The organism is Psychrobacter glacincola (assembly GCF_904846075.1).
Lineage (GTDB): Bacteria > Pseudomonadota > Gammaproteobacteria > Pseudomonadales > Moraxellaceae > Psychrobacter > Psychrobacter glacincola_C.
The window spans coordinates 928,188-948,373 of record NZ_CAJGZH010000001.1 but is presented as its reverse complement, the minus strand read 5'-3'; the positions used below and the strand labels follow the sequence as shown (position 1 = coordinate 948,373).

Genomic DNA, 20,186 nt, shown 5'->3' with positions numbered 1-20,186 from the left:
GGTAACTTGCATATTACACCTCCTGTGTGGTGGTCGGTGCTGTGTTCATTTGCGCAGCATCGTTATTGTTCATCATATCGTTAGCCATGCTACCCATCATCGTCACTGGTGCATCCACTTTGCGAACCGACGCTGGCATTGATGGATGAATGATACTCACCTGCCCAACTGGGTAACCGATACAGCCTTCTGCTAAATAACCGACAATCTGTACTGGCAAGGTGATTTGTTGCTTATCGATTTCAATCGCTAAGTAATCGCCATTAGCGATGTTCCAGTCCTTAGCATCATCCATCCCGATACGCCATGCAGCAACAGGCAGTTGCTCCGCAACCACTGGGCTACGTGACGCCATCATAGAGCTGGCATAGATATTATGGATAGGCACCAGTTTGGCTTGTCCTTGCTGCATATCCGTCGTCTTCGCAGACATAGCATCTGGTGCAACATATTGACGTGTTTCTAAACGTGCTAGCTGATCGAACATGCGCACACCTGGGTCGCCATTTTTTAGATGACCACCGACCTTGTCTTGATACTTGTTCCACGCTTGTGGTGAGTTCCAACCTGCCGCATTGGCAAAAGGAATCATCGAGCTTGGCGTTTCTTTACCACTATAACCTTCCATTGAGAAGGTTAAGCCAGTATCCAAATCTTTTGGCTGCATCGGCTCATGCACAGATATCGGTGCACGCATAGCGGTACGACCTGAATAGCGACGCGGCTGACGAGCAATCTTCAGACCAGTCATACGGTAATCGGCATCAGGAGCAGCATTTTTAATACCCGCAAGCTTAGGATGTGTAGCAATTAATGCATTGATGACGTCATCTAGCTGCGTCCAATCGACATCACGACCTTCGATGCTGCTATGCACGGCATGTAACCAGCGCCAGCCTTCTTTAATACTGCTCATTGGATGGTAGTATTCGTTGTCGTAAACTTGGAAGAAGCGCTGTGCACGACCTTCAGCCGATATCAACGTACCGTCCGCTTCAGCAAAGCTTGCTGCTGGCAATACGATATCGACATCTTTATGCCAATCAAGCAGCTGGTGATCTAAGGCAATGACAGTCTTATCGGCTAATAGCTGCGTCAACTTACTGGCATCAATGGCATCAGTCAGCTGATTTTCAGCGACGATGACCACATCGAAATCAGTCGCTAACAATTCTTCGACTGACTGACCGCCAAGCATGCAAACACCCATACTATTGGCATCGGTAACCGTTAGGTAAATACCTGCTTGTGCCTGATATTTATTGTTTACTTCTTTCAGCTCAAGTTTTTTAGCAGGAGCGCGTTCTACATTGTCTTGCGTTTCTGTATCAACACCAGTTTCAGGTTTGTTTGGTTTAGCAGATAGCTCTTTATCTTCTATTTGCGCTTGCTCATCACGGACTTGAGCATTATACGTGTCCACTTGCTGCTGTTCAGTCGCTTTAATGGCTGAACGTTTTTGCGTCAATGCTTGAGTGATCTGCGCCGCTGCTTCAATCAAAGCCGTAGAAGACAAGCTGCTACCCGAGATAACCAATGGCTTATCCGCTTGAATCAAGTCATAAGCGATTTGCTTCGCTAATGCTTGCATACCATCAGTCTCAGTACTGGCATTAGTACTAGTATCAATATTGACATCTTGCTCAGCTGCTTGTGGATCTGCGATTTCTGCTAAATCATCAGCGAAATTGGCAATTTCATCAGCCACTTTAAAGCCAAGTTTAGTGATGTCTTCAGGCGTTGCTACGACACTGACTTTACTGATGTCTTCTAGCTTAGTTTGCACCACATCGACGACATAAACTGGGCTTAACGCATCTTGAGCAATACGTTTAACAGGCTCTGCAAGCCACGGCTGCGTTTGTAGCGCCGCTGCCATTTTTAGGCCTTCGTTTTTTGCCGCTTGGCGTACTGACAACGCGACACGCGATGAGGTTTGCGTGATATCTTCACCCAATACTAATACCGCATCATAGCTTTCGATATCAGTCATGCTTGGGTTATAAATACCATCAGTACTCAATACTTCAATGCATTTATTGACCAGTGCTTGCTGCTGATGATTGAGACCCGTTGAAAACTTATCAAAGCCAACGAGGTTTTTTAGCGCAAAGTTAGTCTCTAGACTAGCGCGCGGTGAGCCAATACCAATGACTTTTTTATCTTTGATACGCTTGATGGTTTCATCAAGTGCATAGTCAATATTGATTTTGACATGCTTATCGTTGATACGCTCAAGCGCTTGGGTTGGACGATCGTCACGATTGACATAGCCGTAACCAAAGCGACCACGGTCACATAAGAAATAGCGGTTTACTTCACCGTTATAGCGGTTTTCGATACGGCGCAATTCACCATAACGCTCACCCGGTGAGATATTACAACCTGCTGAGCAACCATGACAGATGCTTGGCGCATACTGCATGTCCCATTTACGGTTGTAGCGCTCAGAATGCGTTTTATCGGTAAAGACACCCGTTGGGCATACTTCCGTTAAGTTACCTGAGAATTCGCTTTCGAACTGGCCATCTTTATCACGACCAAAGTAGACGCGATTGTTTGAGCCGTAAACACCCAAATCTTCGCCGCCTGCGTAGTCTTTATAAAAACGGACACAGCGATAGCAAGCGATACAGCGGTTCATCTCATGCGCGATGAATGGGCCAAGCTCTTGGTTATGATGCGTGCGTTTGGTAAAGCGATAACGACGACGGCTATGACCTGACATGTATGTCATATCTTGCAGATGACAATGTCCACCCTCTTCGCAAGTTGGACAGTCATGTGGATGGTTGGTCATGAGTAGCTCAACCATCGACTTGCGGAATGCTTTGGCTTCATCGTCAGTGACAGAGATATACATGTCATCGCCCGGAGCGACCATACATGACATCACAAGACGACCACGACCTGCTTCCATATCTTCTTTGTTTTGGAATTGCTTGACCGCGCACTGACGGCACGAGCCTACTGAGCCAAGGGCTGGATGATAACAAAAATACGGCACATCAATGCCGAGTGATAAGCAGGCTTGTAGTAAGTTATCTGCGCTATCTACTTCGACAGTGGTTCCATCAATATGTATGACTGCCATGCCGCTCTCCTTATTTCACTTCTGGCTGTTGATTGGCTGCCGCATCAATGACATCGACACCAACCGCCTGCGCGATTTTTTGATCAAACTCTGGACGGAAATATTTAATCGCACTCATCAGTGGTTCCATCGCACCCGGCGCATGTGCACAGAATGTTTTACCAATCCATAAGTCACGCGTAAGGCCTTCTAGTTTTTCGACATCGCCGACTTGCCCTTCACCATCATTGATAGCGGTAAGCAATTTGACACCCCAAGGCAGACCGTCACGGCATGGCGTACACCAACCGCAGGATTCGCGTTGGAAGAAAATCTCGAGATTACGAACGAGTGGCACCATATCTTGTGCTTCATCCACCACCATAATTAGCCCAGTACCCATACGGCTACCTGCTTTTTGAATGGTGTCAAAATCCACCACCACATCTAAATGTTCAGTGGTTAAAAAGTCAGTAGAGGCACCGCCCGGTAGCCAAGCTTTCAGTGTTTTACCTGCTTGCATACCACCCGCTAAATCTTCAATGATTTCGCGTGCCGTATAACCAAACGGTAACTCCCACAGACCTGGGTCATTGACTAAACCTGAGCAGCCAAACAGTTTGGTACCCGGTGTCTGGCTCTTGCCTTTGATGTTAGATAATGACTGATACCATTCAACACCATGGTTTAGGATGGCTGGCATGTTACACAAGGTTTCAACGTTGTTGACGACGGTTGGACGACCCCATGCACCAGAAATTTGCGGGAAAGGTGGTTTGGTACGTGGATTAGCACGGCGACCTTCCAAGCAATTAATCAGTGCCGTTTCTTCACCACAGATATAGCGTCCAGCGCCCGTATGCACGTGCAGATTAAAGCTAAAGTCTGAGCCTAGAATGTTTTTGCCCATTAGATTATTGGCCAAGCATTCTTCGATGGCAGCGACCAAACGCTGAGCGGCTAAGATGTACTCACCACGGATAAAGATATAACCGTCCGTTGCGCCAATTGCATGCGCCGTAATCAACATACCTTCAATCAGCTGAAACGGTAGACGCTCCATCAATAGACGGTCTTTAAAAGTGCCCGGCTCCATCTCATCGGCATTACAGATGAGGTAACGTGGCAAGCCATCTGGCGGTGACATAAATGTCCACTTCAGGCCAGCATTAAAACCTGCACCGCCGCGACCTCTGACGTTGGCAGCTTTAATCATATTGCCAACTTCTTTAGGCGATTGACCCAAAGCTTGCTTTAAGCCATCAAAGCCTTTTAACGACTCATAAGTGGCCAGATCGAGTACGGCATCATGATGTGCTAGACGCCATGTTAATGGCTTGGTTTCACTAGTCGCGGTGGCTTTATCACCATAAATTGGAATGCGCTGCTCATTGAGCTGGCTTGGCGCTTTGCCTTGACTACGTTGAGCAATCTGCTCTGAAAGCGTTAATCTCATGCGTATAGCTCCAATAATTGCGTGACTTCTTCAGGCTGGACTGGACCATAGGTGTCTTCGTCAATCAACACAGCAGGGCCTTTGTCACAGTTACCTAAGCAGCAAATTGGCAATAGCGTAAAACGACCATCAGCCGTTGTCTGACCATACTCAATACCCAGCTGCGATCTGATTTCAGACGATAACGCCTCATAGCCTGTCAAAAAGCAAGCCACTGAATCACAAATAAGGATGACGTGGCGACCGACAGGCTGACGATAAATACGGTTAAAGAAAGTAGCAACCCCGTCCATATCTGACATCGGAATGTCTAAAATATTGGCAATGGCATTCACTTGTGCGTCATCGACCCAACCGTTGCGCTTTTGCACAATTTTTAGCGCATCGAGCGAAGCAGCACGTGCTTGTGGATAATGATGCATAAACTCATGAATGGCTGCAATTTCCTCGCTAGTGAGGATGCTTGCCACATCTACTTTTGGCATTTTGTCGGAAACAATTTTCATAGTCTTCTATCTGTCCTCACTCATCACGCTTTATCAGCTAATAGCGACAGTCTTACGAGTGTCGCTATATGGCAAGATATCAGCATTTTGGTGTGCCATTTGGCAATGATATATTGATAAACATATTTCTTTAATAACGATAATTTTCTGATCAAAGCATTAGACTAAAGTATTAGCGATCACGGTACTAACGATCACAGTCGGCCATTACGATATCAATCGATGCCAAATACATGATGGCATCAGAAACGAGCGAACCATTAATCACCGATGGCATCTGCTGTAAATGTGCAAACGTCGGCGTACGGATACGGGTACGATAGCTCATCGTCGCCTTATCTGAGGTGATGTAATAGCTGTTCAAACCTTTGGTCGCTTCTACAATTGTCGTACACTCGCCCGCTGGCATCACAGGACCCCAAGATACTGAGATAAAGTGGTTAATCAAGGTTTCAATATCGTTCAAGGTACGGTCTTTTGGCGGTGGTACCGCTAGTGGATGATCCGCTTTGTAAGGGCCTTGCGGCATATTGTCCATGCACTGGCGGATAATACGCAATGACTGACGCATCTCTTCGACTTTGACCATACAGCGATCATACGCATCACCGTTGTAACCGACTGGCACTTCAAAATCGTAATTTTCATAGCCCATGTATGGACGTGCTTTACGCAAATCAAAGTCAACGCCTGTCGCTCGCAGACCAGCGCCCGTCACGCCCCAAGCAAGTGCTTGCTTAGCATTGTACTGAGCAACACCTTGGGTACGACCTTTGAGCACGCTGTTTTGCAATGCTGCTTTGACATATTCGTCCAAGCGTTTTGGCATCCAATCCAAGAACTCACGAACCAAACGCTGCCAGCCACGTGGTAGGTCAGCAGCAGTACCGCCGATACGGAACCAAGCGGGGTGCATACGATAGCCAGTTACGGCTTCGATAACGTCATAGGCCTTTTGGCGATCGGTAAACATATAGAATACAGGGGTCATGCCGCCCGCATCCTGAATGAACGTACCAACGAACAGTAAGTTATTGGTGATACGGAAAAACTCGCTCATCATCACGCGAATGGTCTCAGCGCGCGGTGGAATCGTAATCCCAGCCAGTTTTTCAACCGACATGATGTACGGCAGCTCATTCATCACACCGCCGAGATAATCGATACGGTCGGTATAAGGAATAAATGAATGCCACGTTTGACGCTCAGCCATTTTTTCTGCACCGCGATGGTGATAACCGATATCAGGGATACAATCGACGACTTCCTCACCATCGAGCTGTAGCACCAAACGGAATGCACCGTGAGCAGAGGGATGGTTAGGACCGATGTTCAAGAACATAAAGTCTTCATCACGACCTGAACGCTTCATGCCCCATTCTTCTGGGACAAAACGCAGGTTTTCTTGCTCGTATTGCTGCTTGGCGGTGTTCAAGAAATATGGGGTAAATTCAGTCGCACGCGCATGATACTCTTTACGCAGTGGATGACCTTCCCAGTACTTTGGTAATAAGATACGGGTCAAATGCGGATGACCTGTAAAGACAATACCGAACATGTCCCATACTTCACGCTCATACCAGTTGGCATTTGGCCAAATGTTGGTGGCGCTCGGTACATTGACATCGTCTTCGCTCAGAGCGACCTTGACACGTACGTCACTATTACGCTCAAGCGACATCAGGTGATAAAACACCGTAAAGTCACTGTCAGGCAAACCTTGGCGATGTTGGCGCAGACGCTCATCTATCGCTGACAAGTCAAATAGCATGACGTATGGCTGGGGTAATTTACGCAGGTATAGAAGAATATCCAGCAAATCAGCACGTGCCACCCAAACCGTTGGAATCTCATCCACAGTGTGCTGCACGACAAACTTACCGGCATACTTCTGCTCCAGCTCGGTGATAACCGCTGGAACAGGCTTAATGTTAGGATCTATGTTTTCGACTACCGTGACCATGAATGATGTATTCCTTCATTAATCATCATTGAGCTATGTTGAGCCTAACCGAGCTATATTAATCATAACTGAACCATGTTAATCATAACTGAACTACGCTAAACATAAGCGAACTACGATGAATATATGCGTACTGAGCACTTTTACGGATTGTGTATGATTGAGCCAAACTAAAACATCATATAGCCAAATAATTTATGCCTAAATGCTGTTTCTCACATGCAGTTTGGCTACAGGCTCGCTGATTAAATACTGTCTGGGCTACGCAAGTTTTTCACAGCGATACGATCTGCTTGCTTACGGTCACGCTCAGGCGTCATTTGTGGCTGATAGATACCCTGATCATTGACATGAATACCTAGCGGGCGACGCTCTTTAGTAATCGACTCTTGCAGCAACATTAAGCCTTGGATCAACGCTTCTGGACGCGGCGGACAACCGGGCACATAGACATCAACAGGAATAATTTTATCCACGCCTTGCACGACCGAATAGATATCATACATACCGCCAGAGTTGGCACAGGCGCCCATCGAGATAACCCATTTTGGCTCAAGCATTTGCTCATAAAGGCGCTGAATAACCGGTGCCATTTTGACAAAACAAGTACCAGCGACGATCATCACATCCGCCTGACGGGGCGACGCGCGAATGACTTCGGCACCAAAGCGTGACAAATCATGAACGGCGGTTAGGGTGGTGGCATATTCGACATAACAGCAAGAGGTGCCAAAGTTAAATGGCCAAAGTGAGTGCTTGCGCCCCCAGTTTGCTGTTGAATGGACGAGGTCTTCGAGACGACCCATAAAGACGTTTTTATTCACTTCGTCTTCGATTGGATCATTGACCGTTTGACTGGTCTGTGCAGGATAGACATCTGCATCAGGGTTGGCTTTTGTTAATGTGTATTTCATAACATACAACCTTTATATTAGGCGAAGCGCAGCAATCATCTTGCTTCCGCTATCCCCTTAACTTCTATTATTAATAAGCGACCATTTTGCAGTAATGTGCCACAAGACCGTCAAAAGCGATTAGCGTTTGACTTTGTCTTGTTGCGCAGATGTAGCAAAATCCATGGAAGTCACATTACCAGTAGTATTAATATGATCGATATTTTGCAAGTGACGACGGTTGGTCTCGATATTGTTCGAGACATTAATCTGCCCTGAAGACTGGGCTGGTATCTTGCCAGTTGGATCGACCATCAGCTCATCGACGCCATCAAACTGCGTAATATCTGCCAAATTAAAACCTGCCGGAGCTGCATATAGACGTGGTTGCTTGCGACGCTTGTCCGATGGTGCCCAATTCATCGCACCCAGACTGAGCTCGTATACCAAGCCTATGATCAAGATGGTAATGAATATCGCGGCAGCGGCGAAGCCCAGCCAGCCTGCTTCACGTACTGAAACAGCATAAGCGTACAAATATAGCGCTTCTAAATCAAAGATAACGAAGAAGATTGCCACCAAATAGAATTTGGCAGACAAACGAATACGGGCGTTGCCAGCTCCGACAACACCCGCTTCAAATACTTCTTCTTTTTGTGAGCCCTGAGAGCGACCGCCAAGCAAACGCGGCACAACCAGCATAAAGACCACTAGCCCAATGGCGGCTAAGATAAAAGCAATGGCTGACCAATTAAAAGCAGACATGATAATACGTGCTCCTCACCCAATCGAGTGTCAAGCGCAGCGCGCATACTCACAAACTATAGAGTGGTAATAGCGACTGGCATAACGCAGACGAAAACACAAAGTAACTGCCATTGGGTCTTAATAACTCAATGGCTCATATAGATACTGTGCTGGTAATAACCAATTATCAAGCTTATTGACGACGATGTCAGACATGACCAACTATAGATACTCCGATATATAACGGAGAAAGGCTGGTCGCCTAACGCATCTTCTAACAACGTAAGATCAACGTATTAAATCAATATCATATTCGATAGTTTATTTAATTGATTTAATAGCTCATTACACGTGGTCAACAATGACGAGACAACTGGCATAAATTATTTACGTACTATACGCATATCAGTGCCTAAAAGCTAGTTTTTAACTGTATTGAACGGTCACTTTATAGGTGAAAGAAACATGTTTTTTTTGCCATGAATTATGATATAGACGTTACCTTATATTAAGCCCAAATCCACATTTTTGAATGGACGCTAGTATATATAGTATAAGTCACGAAAAATTAACGCTTTTTTACTGGGTGCCGATCCTTGAACTCCTCCCCAATGTGACGGTTTTTGCTTTATAATAACCCGCCTAATTGCATGGTAGTATCAGCGGCTGTTTTAACGATGGCTCTCTTGATTAATTGTCACAAAATATTAATGGTCATGAGCGTGATTAGCGGATAGGTTGATTAACCTTATCGACGCCATGTTTTGATATCGAAATGATGCAACCAACTATAATGCTATGTTGCCATTTTGCGCTATCGATCTGCCTCATACGTGCTGTTTTTATCTCACTGAGCAACGCTTGATATCAACACTCGCCTTTTTTGCTTTCTTTTTGCTTTTGTCTTACAGGTCACCTTATGAGTCAACTTAATCCCAAACAACAAGAAGCGATGCTTTACGTATCCGGTCCATTGCTTGTGCTAGCAGGTGCCGGCTCCGGTAAGACATCGGTGATTACCCGCAAGATTGCGTATCTAATCGAAGAATGCAACATGCCAGCCGAGCGTATCACCGCGGTGACCTTTACCAATAAAGCGGCGCGCGAGATGAAAGCCCGTGTCAGTAAATTGCTGCCGAGTGAAAAAACTCGCGGGCTGACGGTGTCTACCTTTCACCAATTTGGGCTACAGTTTTTGCGCTATGAGCTGATTCATACCCCGCTCAAGGGTAACTTCTCCATCATGGACAGCGACGACAGTAAGCGTTTGCTGATGGAGCTGATGATGCGTGACAATTTAAGCGGCGCTGAAAGTCGCGAGTTGGTTGGTAAAGCGATAAAAATGATTTCTGATTGGAAAAACGATCTGATCGAGCCGGACAAGGCGATGGAAACCTTAGACGATCCAGAAGATATGATTTTTGCCACCCTCTATGCTTTATATGAGCGCAATTTGCGTGCTTATAACGCCGTTGATTTCGATGATTTAATTGTCCTGCCGACCAAGATATTGCGTGAAAACAGAGAGCTGCGCGATAAATGGCAAAACCGTATTCGTTACTTGCTAGTCGATGAATATCAAGACACCAATACCGCCCAGTATGAGATGATCAAATACTTAGTCGGACCGCAAGGGCGTTTTACCGTCGTGGGCGATGACGATCAATCTATCTATGCGTGGCGCGGTGCAAAACCGGAAAACATGGCGCTACTCAAAGAAGATTTCCCAAAACTCAAAATCGTCATGCTTGAGCAAAACTATCGCTCGACCACGCGTATTTTGACCTCTGCCAATGCCGTTATTACCAATAACGAGCATTTATTTGAAAAGAAACTCTGGTCAGATAAAGGTCAAGGCGAAAAAATTCGCATTATTAACTGTCGTAACGATGATGATGAGTCTGAGCGTGTGGCAAAAGAGATTGTCACTCATAAACTGCGTTTCGGTAATGAGTGGGAGCAGTATGCGGTTCTATATCGTAGTAACTTTCAGGCGCGCATGCTGGAGGCGCAGTTGCGTCAATTGCAAGTGCCTTATAAGTTGTCGGGTGGTCAGTCGTTCTTTGCGCGTAGTGAAATCAAAGACATCATGGGCTATCTACGTTTGATTCTGAACCCCGAAGATGACAGTGCGTTTTTACGTATTATCAATACGCCTAAGCGTGGAATGGGGCCAGCAACGCTAGAGAAGTTAGGCTTATTTTCACAAGAGCATAGCATCTCGCTACTCGCTTCTTGTACACACGCAGGGCTCGCGCATGTTTTACCGTCGAAGGCTTATGGTACGATAAAAGAGTTCGGTGAGTTTATTGAACATTATACGCGTGAGCTCGATCAGCATCCTGACCCTGTACCTATCGTCCGCCAAATGATTGATGAAACAGGTTATATCGACTTTGTGCGTAGCGACGCCAAAACCCCGCAACAAGAAAAAAACCGTATCGATAATATTGATATGCTCTACACTAGTATTCAATCACTGATTAATCGCGCCGAAGAAGACGAAGATCGCACCATTGATACCATCATTCGTAAGCTGGTGTTGCTGGATATGCTCGAGCAACAGCAAGAAGAAGAAAACACCAACAAGGTTAACTTGATGACCTTGCATGCAGCAAAAGGTTTGGAATTTGATTTTGTGTATATCATGGGGCTTGAAGAAGAAATGCTACCGCACCGCAACTCTATCCTAAGCGAGACGGTCGAAGAAGAACGGCGCTTGATGTATGTCGGCATTACTCGTGCGCGTCGAGAGCTGACATTGACGCTAGCGACTCAGCGCCGTGCGGGCGGTCAGATGCGTGTCACTTCTGAATCGCGCTTTTTAGATGAGTTACCAGAAGAGCATATCGACTGGCCAGCCAAGGCGAAAAAGAAAAAAGCGACTAAAGACCCAGAAGCCGTTGCTGATGAATACTTGGCTAACATTCGCGCTTTATTGGGTAATCGTTAGCGTTAGGCCCAAAGCTTGAGAGCATCACCAGTTAGCGACATGAGAAATTAGCACTTATTCGACATTTTAGTGTTTGTTATTATTTATACTTTCTAAAAACTTTGGAACCTTTATGCCTACCCCTATGCCTGATCAGGAACGACCATCTACGCTACAGGGAGATTATAATCCAGCAGAGTATAGCGGCGAATATAAGCTTCTATACCTGCAAAGTTTGGTTGCTGACAAGGCATACGAGGCGATTACTGAGTTTTTAGAAAAGCAGTCCAAATATGAGATTGCGAGCCTATTAGAATCGTTCCCTAGCCAAAATCGCTTATTGATTTGGGCACAAGTACCAGAAAACATCAAAGGCGAAGTGCTTGCCGAGTTAGAGTTTGATACACGCCAGCCGCTATTAGAAAACGTCTCATCGAAAGACATTTCCTTATTTACCCAAGACCTTGATGCGCAAGACATCTCTGAGATTTTAGACACCGTCACCGAAAGTGTGCGTACCTCGGTCATGGCAACCTTGGATGAAGACATCCGAGTACAGGTCAATAAGCTCGATACCTATGCTGACTGGGAAGTCGGTCGTTACATGGATCCTGACCTCATTCAGATCAGGGATGATATCAGCCTTGCAGAAGTACAGAACTGGCTACGAGAAAATGACGATTTGCTCGATGATGAAAGCCAAGAGCTGCTGGTTGTCGATCAAAGCCAACAATTACTCGGGCTGCTCAGTCTGGTCGATTTGATTAAACATGATCAAACTACCTTAGTCTCAGAATTGATTGATAACGCCATCACCATTAATGATCGCTTAGACATCCAAGATGCCGCAGCGATTTTCCGCTCAGAGGACATTCGTTTTGCCCCCGTTATTAATAGCCATGGTGAGTTGGTCGGTCAGTTAAATGGCGAGGACATCATGGAAATTATCCAAGATGATGTCGATAGCACCATGAAAAACCTCGCGGGTGTCAGCCAAGATGAAGAACTGTTTGCGCCTATTTTAACCAGTGCTAAAAGCCGCAGTATTTGGCTAGGTATTAACCTGTGTACCGCCTTATTGGCTGCGGCTGTGATTGGTCAGTTCGAGGCGGTACTGGCAAAAGTGGTGGCGCTGGCGATACTCATGCCTGTGGTCGCGAGTATGGGCGGTATTGCTGGGTCACAAACTCTGACAGTGGTTATTCGTGGTATGGCGATGGGTCAAATCGGTGGTTCCAACCGTTTGTGGTTATTAAATAAAGAGCTGTGGGTTGGCGCGATAAACGGTATCATATGGGCGATAATCATGGCGATTATTGCCCAACTATGGTTTCATGACATTAAAATCAGTGCCGTCATTGGTTTTGCCATTGCCATTAATATGACCGCCGCCAATGTGTCAGGCATTAGTATTCCACTGCTCCTAAAACGCATGAATATTGACCCTGCCCTATCCGCCTCGGTTATTTTAACCACCGTGACAGATATCGTCGGCTTTATGTCATTCTTGGGTTTGGCGAGTGTGTTGATACTATAATCACATAGCCAACGTTAAAACTATATTATTTAGAAATCATATAGTTTAGAAATTATCTTATTTAGAAACAATATTATTTAGAAACTATCCAACCGTTAAGTGAGTGCGTTATGCAAGCTGTACAAGTTAAAGTATTAAACCCTAAAATTACTGAAGATAAAGCGTTCTCGTTACCGACACGCGCCACTGATGGCAGCGCTGGTATCGACTTGCGCGCTTGTATTGATGAGCCATTGACGATTAAAGCAGGTGCCACACATTTAATTGGTACTGGTTTGGCGGTTTATATCCAAGATCCTAACTTTGCAGGGATGATTTTACCGCGCTCAGGTCTTGGTCATAAGCACGGTATCGTCTTGGGTAATTTGGTTGGCTTGATTGATGCCGATTATCAAGGTGAGCTGATGGTCAGTATTTGGAATCGTAGTAATGAAGACTTTGTGTTGAATCCTGCGGAACGTATGGCACAATATGTCGTCGTACCCGTTGCCCGCCCTGAGTTTGAAGTGGTGTCAGAGTTTAGTGATACCAGTGCACGTGGTGCAGGCGGCTTTGGACATTCAGGCCGCCAGTAATGCACGTGGTGCAGGCGGCTTTGGACATTCAGGCCGCCAGTAATTAGTTATCATTACTGATTTGCCATTTTAATTGTACTTTAGTCATCACAAAATCACCATCACGTGAATCACGCCATAAGGAGAGTAAGCGATGCCGTCTTTTGCTGCGCAGCAATGCTTATTTCGTGCTTATGATATTCGTGGTTCACGCCAGCATTTTACCACTGATTTTATTCAAGCATTGGGCAAGGCATTTGCTCAGCTTTATAGTGTCGCAGATTGCAACTCAACCGCAGCTCCTGTCAAAGCCTCCCTGCCAAAATCAAGTATTGACCTTAAAAGAACCGTCATTGTGCTTGGTTATGATGTGCGTCTCGGTAGTGATATTATCGCTCAGAGATTGGCTAACATACTGACTGAATCTGGCTTACAAGTTATCCAGCTGGGGTTAATTACTACCCCCATGATGGTTTTTTGGGCAGAGCAATACTCGGGTCATGGCATTATCGTCACCGCCAGTCATTCTGCTAAAGATATTTTAGGTATCAAATGGCTGGTCAATCATCAATCTCCAAGTCATGCAGAGATTCAGTTGCTTTGGCAAAAAACACGGTCTACCTATGCTTGCCACCTCAATCACGCTCAAGCACAGGTTGATGCTCAAAATACGCTGACGAATACAATTGCTAAATCTATTTGTAATCAGCCGTTCAACTTATCTGATACACAAGTCGCGACGACTTATATTGAGGCTATCGCGCAAGTTTTTAAGCAAATCCATCCCTGTAATACACAACACTCCAAAGATAACCAACAACCATCTGACACCCTTGATGTGGTGGTGGTCATAGACTGCATGCATGGGGCGACCAGTAATATCGCCCAGCGTTTATTTGAGCATTTTTGCCAGCAGGTCATCATGATTAATGACCTCGCAGATGGCAGTTTTCCCTCTGGCAATCCTGATCCTACTGAACCACACCGTCTCAAACAATTACAGCGAAGTGTGCGTCAACATCAAGCAGATATAGGTATCGCTTTTGATGGCGATGGCGACCGCTTAATGATCGTCGATAATAGCGGTAAAGTTGTCACGCCCGATCACTTGCTATATTTATTAGCGCAAGTGGCGCTGACCGAACACCCTGAAACGCTTTGTTCTAAAAGCCCAGGCCATTCACAACTGCCTTTTCAAATCCTTTTTGATATTAAATGCTCCCATCATCTACCGAATCTCTTGTCTGAGCTTGGCGCAACACCTGTGCTCAGTAAAACGGGCAGCAGCTTTATGCGCCGACAGATGCAGCATTCTGCTGGTCAAATTGTCTTTGCGGGTGAATTGTCAGGGCATTTCATATTTAACGATAGCCGCTTTATTATTTATGATGACGCCATGTACGCGGCCTTGCGATTGCTGCATTGGCTAGCGGCTTACGATGCTCACGGTAAAAAATCTCTGACTGATATTACAGAGCAATTGCCTGCTATGGTCAGTACAGCGGATCATTATTTGCCGATGCCTAAAACCCTTAAGAAAGACGATGCTCTCGTCGTACAGCTGACAAAATTTTGTCAGTATTTACGCCAGCTCGTGGAAGCGACCATGGCAGAAGATTCTGGTGATCATTGGATAGCTACTAGCCAGCCATCGCTTTGCCGTTGTTCGATGAGTCGGCAATATATGACGTCCAAGCAAGCCAAATGCTTATTGCCAGTGGGGACGAAGCTGAGCTGTATTGATGGCGTACGTTTGGATTTCGCCCATGGTTTTGGGGTGCTCCGCCAATCAAATACCAGTCACAATCTTACCGCACGCTTTGCTGGTGATAGCATAGAAGACTTACGCGACATTCAAGCAAAATTTGCCGCTTTATGTCGCCCATTTGATAAAAAACTGGCGGAACAAATTGTCGCTATTCCTGCCGAATAGTTTTGAGCAAAATAGTTACCGTCAAAGTAGTTGCTGTCAAATAAAAATATGACTTTTTAATACCATAACTTAGGAGTTTATAATGACGCTTAATTTAGATGATGCCAAAAACACTGCTGAAGTATTGACCACAGCGCTGCCTTATATCCAGCGCTTTGTCGATAAGCTTATCGTGGTCAAATACGGCGGCAATGCGATGACGGATCCTGCGCTTGAGAGCTCATTTGCCCGCGACATCGTTTTGTTAAAAACCGTTGGCATTCATCCCGTGGTCGTGCATGGCGGTGGTCCACAAGTGGATAATTTATTAAAAGAGTTGGGGCGTCAGTCAGACCGTATCGATGGTATGCGCGTCACCGATAAAAGCACCATGGATATCGTCGAGATGGTCTTAGGTGGTAGTGTCAACAAATCTATTGTTAGCTTAATCAACAAGCACGGTGGCCGCGCTATCGGTTTGACGGGTAAAGATGCCAATTTAATCCTAGCCAAAAAACTGATGATGGAAAAAATTGGCGCAGATGGGATTGCTGTGCCCGTCGATTTAGGGTTTGTCGGTGATGTGGTCAGTGTCAATAAAGATGTGATTAACATGCTCATTGCCTCTGACTTTATTCCCGTCATCGCGCCACTTGGGGTCGATAGCGAAGGCAATACGTACAATATCAATGCCGACTTGGTTGCAGGTAAAGTAGCGGAATTTTTACAAGCTGAGAAATTAATGCTTCTAACCAATATCAAAGGTGTGCTGGGTCGTGACGGCGAAGTCGTGACTGGACTCACGCCAAAGAAAGTCGACAGCCTCATTGAAGACGGCACTATCTCAGGCGGTATGATTCCCAAAATCCAATGTGCACTTGATGCGGTACGTAGCGGCGTAAAAAGCGCGGTGATCGTCGATGGTCGCGTGCCTCATGCCACGCTGTTAGAGATTTTCACCAATGAAGGGGTTGGTACATTAATCAGTCGTGATTTAGGCTCATCATTGGCCGAGTAGCAGGAGTAAATCATGGCATTGTGGCTCTGGTGTCTACTTTTTATCTTAGAAAGCTTGTACTGCTGGTGGATTATTGGCTATGGTGGCGCAAAATGGATAGAAGGGTGGAAGTCATTTTTCCTCATTGATTGGTTTGCACTAGATTGGAATGCTGAACAAATTCGCTTTTACGTCTTGCTTATATGGCTCGCAAGTGTGATTTGGTTTCTTTTAGGTGTTATAAAGCCCGAGCTAAGAGGTTCTTAGCTCGGGCTTTATTGATGATAGCCGTATTCTTTTACGAAAAAACTTTATCAAACTCAGCTTCATCATAACCGCATAGTAATATAATCTTATTTTTATCAGTCAGCTCACCTTCAACTATCGGACGCTTAATCATACTGGTATTCTCTACTAGCAGGTCAATCGCGTTATCTATATTGGCATCTGCTGATTGCTTTTGCTCGTCGGTCAGCTTGCGCCATGTGGTGCCACGCTTGTTCAGTACTTTATCAATACCTAGCTCATTTACCCAGCGCTGTACTGCTTCTTTATCGATACCACGTTTTTTATAATCATGAAAATCATAGCTGACACCTAGCTCGTCTAGTTTGGTAAAGGCTTTTTTCATGGTGCTGCACGATTTGATACCGTAAATAGTGATGGTCATAAAAACTCCAAATCAATGATCATTATTCTGTTTATTATACCTAAGCCTATGGGTATTTGGTTTATGATAACCAAAACATTAAAAACCCGCTCAAATTTTCAAATTTGTATTCTTCGTCATGCGCAAACGCCCTATCATATCGTCGCAATTTTCGCCAAATTACGCTATGCTATGGCATTGTGAAATTTCACCCAATTTATTCGTATTAATCAATCTCGAGCCAACTATGAGCAATACTGTGACATCTGACCAAGCTGAAAACAATCATTATAACCCACAAGCGATAGAAGCGGCGCAGCAAGCCAAATGGGCAACTGACAAACGCTTTGAAGTGAGCAATGAGCCAAGCGATAAGCCAAGTCGCTATATGCTGTCGATGTTCCCTTACCCAAGCGGTAAGCTGCATATGGGTCACGTGCGTAACTATACGATTTCTGATGTATTGAGCCGTTACTATCGCCTCAAGGGCTATGAAGTCATGCAGCCTATGGGCTGGGATGGTTTTGGCTTGCCAGCAGAAAACGCGGCGATTGCCAACCAGACTCCACCTGCCAAATGGACGTTTGCCAATATTGACAGCATGCGCGCGCAGCTTAAATTGCTAGGGCTATCTATCGACTGGTCACGTGAATTTGCTACTTGCAGCCCAGAGTATTATCAGTGGGAACAGTGGTTGTTTTTACAGCTATACAAAAAAGGCTTGGTCTACAAAAAACTGTCGACCGTCAACTGGGATCCTGTTGATAATACCGTCTTAGCCAACGAGCAAGTCATCGATGGTAAAGGCTGGCGTAGTGGCGCTGCGGTCGAAAAGCGCGACATTCCGATGTATTACTTTAATATCACTGATTATGCTGACGAATTACTTGATGACTTAGACCAATTAGAAGGTCACTGGCCATCAGAAGTATTGACCATGCAGCGCAACTGGATTGGTCGTAGCGCAGGCATGGAAGCACACTTCCCTTATGAGCTTGCTGGCGAGACCAATACGTTAGATGTGTTCACTACTCGCCCTGATACTTTGATGGGTGTGACTTATGTGGCGGTCGCAGCCGAACATCCGCTAGCGCAGTATGCGGCTGAGCATGATGAAGCAATTGCGCAATTCTGTGCGCTTTGCAAAAAAGGCTCAGTTGCAGAAGCAGACCTAGCTAAAGCTGAAAAAATCGGCATGGCTACTGGTCTTACGGTCACGCACCCACTTACTGGCGAAGAAGTGCCAGTATGGGTTGCCAACTATGTACTCATGAGCTACGGCTCAGGTGCGGTGATGGCTGTCCCTGCTCATGATGAGCGTGATTATGAGTTTGCGATTAAATACAGCTTACCGATTAAACAAGTCATCGATATCCCTGTCGGCTATTTCGATGCGTTAGAAGCAGATGCAAAGGCGAACGATACTGAGATTAATCGTGCTTATACTGAACGCAATACTCTAATCAATTCAGGCGAATTTGACGGGCTAGACTTTGAGCAAGCATTTGAAGCGATGCTGACCAAACTAGAACCACAAGAGCTTGCTAAGAAAAAAATCCAATACCGTCTCCGTGATTGGGGGGTTTCTCGCCAGCGTTATTGGGGCTGTCCTATCCCAATGGTAAACTGTGAGCATTGCGGTACCGTACCTGTCGAAGAGCAAGATTTGCCCGTTGTCTTACCGACTGATGTCGTTCCTGATGGTCGCGGAAATCCGTTAAAAAACATTCCAGAGTTTGTCAATACGACATGTCCTAAATGCGGTAATCCTGCTGAGCGCGAGACTGATACCTTTGATACCTTTGTGGAATCAAGCTGGTACTATGCACGCTTTGCAAGCCCAAATGATGCGCAAAGCATGGTCAACAAATCTGCCGCCAATAAGTGGCTGCCTGTCGATCAATACATCGGCGGTGTTGAGCATGCGGTAATGCATCTACTTTATGCACGCTTCTTCCATAAACTGATGCGTGATGAAGACTTGGTGTCAGGAAATGAGCCATTTGCTAATTTGATGACGCAAGGCATGGTATTGGCAGGGACATTCTATCGCCTAAATGCGGATGGCAGTACCACGTACTATTTTGCAGAAGACATTGATATCGACTATGACGAACGTGGTCAACCGATTAAAGCCATCTTAAAATCTGATGGGCAGCCGGTGACCATTGGCAAAATCGAAAAAATGTCTAAGTCAAAAAATAACGGTGTCGATCCGCAAATTACCATCGATAAATACGGCGCTGATACCGTTCGTCTCTATACGCTCTTCACCGCGCCTGCGGATCAAACGCTAGAATGGTCAGATGATGCGCTCAAAGGCCCTTATAACTTCGTCAAAAAAGTATGGCGTATTGCTACTGAACACATGCATGCGCTTACTGCCGCGAACCTAAGTATCGAGACGCTGAACAATGAAGCTTTGAGCACTGATGGCTTAAGCAAAGAAGCCAAAAACTTACGCCGTAAAACTCATGAAACCATTGCTAAAATTGATAGTGATTTGGGTGATCGTTTGGCATTGAACACGCCTGTATCAAGTTTGATGGAGCTTGCCAACGAGCTGACTGGCTTTAAGGGCAATAGCAAGCAAGACCTACAGGTACAGCATGAGGCATTGACGGATCTGCTGATTATGCTATCCGTATATGCGCCGCACATTGGTGAACATTTACTTGAGCAATTGGGTTTAGATACCATTACCTTGAATTATCCAGAAGTTGATAAAAATGCTCTGGTACAAGATATGATCACGATGGTGGTACAGGTCAATGGTAAAATGCGCGGTAAAATGGACGTAGCCCCAAATAGCGATCCAGAACAGCTAAAAGCACAAGCACGTTCAATAGAAAGTGTGGCAAAATTCTTGACTGGCGACATCAAAAAAGAAATCGTCGTCCCTAATAAGCTGGTAAACATCGTGGTGGTAGGCTAGATTTTTTAGGCTCAGTACTTTTTATTAGTTTA

The 20,186-nt window shown here is 45.5% G+C and carries 14 protein-coding genes; 7 read left to right on the top strand and 7 right to left on the bottom strand.

Annotation, left to right across the window (positions count from 1 at the left end; translation table 11 throughout):
- Window positions 1-13: 13 nt before the first annotated feature.
- From nuoG to ndhC, 6 genes are all read right to left on the bottom strand, one after another.
- Window positions 14-3,094 carry an NADH-quinone oxidoreductase subunit NuoG gene (gene nuoG, locus JMW85_RS04125; protein ID WP_201581022.1) on the bottom strand — a complete coding sequence of 1,027 codons (3,081 nt, stop codon included), beginning with the start codon at window positions 3,092-3,094 and terminating at the stop codon, window positions 14-16.
- Between the two features lie 10 nt (window positions 3,095-3,104).
- Window positions 3,105-4,529 carry an NADH-quinone oxidoreductase subunit NuoF gene (gene nuoF / locus JMW85_RS04120; RefSeq protein WP_201581021.1) on the bottom strand — a complete coding sequence of 475 codons (1,425 nt, stop codon included), beginning with the start codon at window positions 4,527-4,529 and terminating at the stop codon, window positions 3,105-3,107.
- On the bottom strand, window positions 4,526-5,035 hold the full coding sequence (gene nuoE / locus JMW85_RS04115) for an NADH-quinone oxidoreductase subunit NuoE (RefSeq protein WP_109592522.1): 510 nt from the start codon (window positions 5,033-5,035) through the stop codon (window positions 4,526-4,528). The genes nuoF and nuoE overlap by 4 nt, the downstream gene beginning before the upstream one ends.
- Before the next feature lie 187 nt (window positions 5,036-5,222).
- Window positions 5,223-6,998 carry an NADH-quinone oxidoreductase subunit C/D gene (gene nuoC, locus JMW85_RS04110; RefSeq protein ID WP_201581020.1) on the bottom strand — a complete coding sequence of 592 codons (1,776 nt, stop codon included), beginning with the start codon at window positions 6,996-6,998 and terminating at the stop codon, window positions 5,223-5,225.
- A 245-nt stretch (window positions 6,999-7,243) separates the two neighbouring features.
- Entirely contained in the window at window positions 7,244-7,912 is a 669-nt protein-coding gene (locus JMW85_RS04105) for a NuoB/complex I 20 kDa subunit family protein (protein ID WP_025653094.1), read from the bottom strand.
- Window positions 7,913-8,032: 120 nt separating this feature from the next.
- Window positions 8,033-8,656, bottom strand: a complete 624-nt coding sequence (ndhC, locus tag JMW85_RS04100; protein ID WP_055124534.1) for an NADH-quinone oxidoreductase subunit A — start codon at window positions 8,654-8,656, stop codon at window positions 8,033-8,035.
- 901 nt (window positions 8,657-9,557) lie between these two features.
- Here ndhC and JMW85_RS04095 point away from each other — a divergent pair.
- The 6 genes from JMW85_RS04095 to JMW85_RS04070 all read left to right on the top strand — a co-directional run bounded on the left by JMW85_RS04095 (window position 9,558) and on the right by JMW85_RS04070 (window position 16,837).
- Complete coding sequence (locus JMW85_RS04095) at window positions 9,558-11,591, top strand: UvrD-helicase domain-containing protein (RefSeq protein WP_060490569.1); 2,034 nt, start codon at window positions 9,558-9,560, stop codon at window positions 11,589-11,591.
- Between the two features lie 112 nt (window positions 11,592-11,703).
- Window positions 11,704-13,107 (top strand): magnesium transporter, encoded by a 1,404-nt coding sequence (gene mgtE, locus JMW85_RS04090; protein WP_201581019.1) that lies wholly within the window; start codon window positions 11,704-11,706, stop codon window positions 13,105-13,107.
- Between the two features lie 110 nt (window positions 13,108-13,217).
- Window positions 13,218-13,682, top strand: coding sequence for a dUTP diphosphatase (dut, locus tag JMW85_RS04085; RefSeq protein ID WP_045444733.1), 465 nt, complete (start codon window positions 13,218-13,220; stop codon window positions 13,680-13,682).
- Window positions 13,683-13,815: 133 nt separating this feature from the next.
- On the top strand, window positions 13,816-15,594 hold the full coding sequence (locus tag JMW85_RS04080) for a phosphomannomutase/phosphoglucomutase (RefSeq protein WP_201581018.1): 1,779 nt from the start codon (window positions 13,816-13,818) through the stop codon (window positions 15,592-15,594).
- Between the two features lie 82 nt (window positions 15,595-15,676).
- Complete coding sequence (gene argB / locus JMW85_RS04075; protein ID WP_055124537.1) at window positions 15,677-16,591, top strand: acetylglutamate kinase; 915 nt, start codon at window positions 15,677-15,679, stop codon at window positions 16,589-16,591.
- 12 nt (window positions 16,592-16,603) lie between these two features.
- On the top strand, window positions 16,604-16,837 hold the full coding sequence (locus JMW85_RS04070) for a hypothetical protein (protein ID WP_060490566.1): 234 nt from the start codon (window positions 16,604-16,606) through the stop codon (window positions 16,835-16,837).
- 31 nt (window positions 16,838-16,868) lie between these two features.
- Here JMW85_RS04070 and JMW85_RS04065 read toward each other — a convergent pair whose 3' ends face one another.
- Complete coding sequence (locus JMW85_RS04065) at window positions 16,869-17,240, bottom strand: Spx/MgsR family RNA polymerase-binding regulatory protein (RefSeq protein WP_201581017.1); 372 nt, start codon at window positions 17,238-17,240, stop codon at window positions 16,869-16,871.
- A gap of 226 nt (window positions 17,241-17,466) precedes the next feature.
- Here JMW85_RS04065 and leuS point away from each other — a divergent pair, with 226 nt between their 5' ends.
- Complete coding sequence (gene leuS, locus JMW85_RS04060) at window positions 17,467-20,154, top strand: leucine--tRNA ligase (protein WP_201581016.1); 2,688 nt, start codon at window positions 17,467-17,469, stop codon at window positions 20,152-20,154.
- The last annotated feature ends 32 nt before the right edge of the window (window positions 20,155-20,186 follow it).

Excerpts from the sequence above, each read along its gene's own strand:
- nuoG (WP_201581022.1), bottom strand. The coding sequence starts at position 3,094 with ATGGCAGTCATACATATTGATGGAACCACTGTCGAAGTAGATAGCGCA.
- nuoF (WP_201581021.1), bottom strand. The coding sequence starts at position 4,529 with ATGAGATTAACGCTTTCAGAGCAGATTGCTCAACGTAGTCAAGGCAAA.
- nuoE (WP_109592522.1), bottom strand. The coding sequence starts at position 5,035 with ATGAAAATTGTTTCCGACAAAATGCCAAAAGTAGATGTGGCAAGCATC.
- nuoC (WP_201581020.1), bottom strand. The coding sequence starts at position 6,998 with ATGGTCACGGTAGTCGAAAACATAGATCCTAACATTAAGCCTGTTCCA.
- JMW85_RS04105 (WP_025653094.1), bottom strand. The coding sequence starts at position 7,912 with ATGAAATACACATTAACAAAAGCCAACCCTGATGCAGATGTCTATCCT.
- ndhC (WP_055124534.1), bottom strand. The coding sequence starts at position 8,656 with ATGTCTGCTTTTAATTGGTCAGCCATTGCTTTTATCTTAGCCGCCATT.
- JMW85_RS04095 (WP_060490569.1), top strand. The coding sequence starts at position 9,558 with ATGAGTCAACTTAATCCCAAACAACAAGAAGCGATGCTTTACGTATCC.
- mgtE (WP_201581019.1), top strand. The coding sequence starts at position 11,704 with ATGCCTACCCCTATGCCTGATCAGGAACGACCATCTACGCTACAGGGA.
- dut (WP_045444733.1), top strand. The coding sequence starts at position 13,218 with ATGCAAGCTGTACAAGTTAAAGTATTAAACCCTAAAATTACTGAAGAT.
- JMW85_RS04080 (WP_201581018.1), top strand. The coding sequence starts at position 13,816 with ATGCCGTCTTTTGCTGCGCAGCAATGCTTATTTCGTGCTTATGATATT.
- argB (WP_055124537.1), top strand. The coding sequence starts at position 15,677 with ATGACGCTTAATTTAGATGATGCCAAAAACACTGCTGAAGTATTGACC.
- JMW85_RS04070 (WP_060490566.1), top strand. The coding sequence starts at position 16,604 with ATGGCATTGTGGCTCTGGTGTCTACTTTTTATCTTAGAAAGCTTGTAC.
- JMW85_RS04065 (WP_201581017.1), bottom strand. The coding sequence starts at position 17,240 with ATGACCATCACTATTTACGGTATCAAATCGTGCAGCACCATGAAAAAA.
- leuS (WP_201581016.1), top strand. The coding sequence starts at position 17,467 with ATGAGCAATACTGTGACATCTGACCAAGCTGAAAACAATCATTATAAC.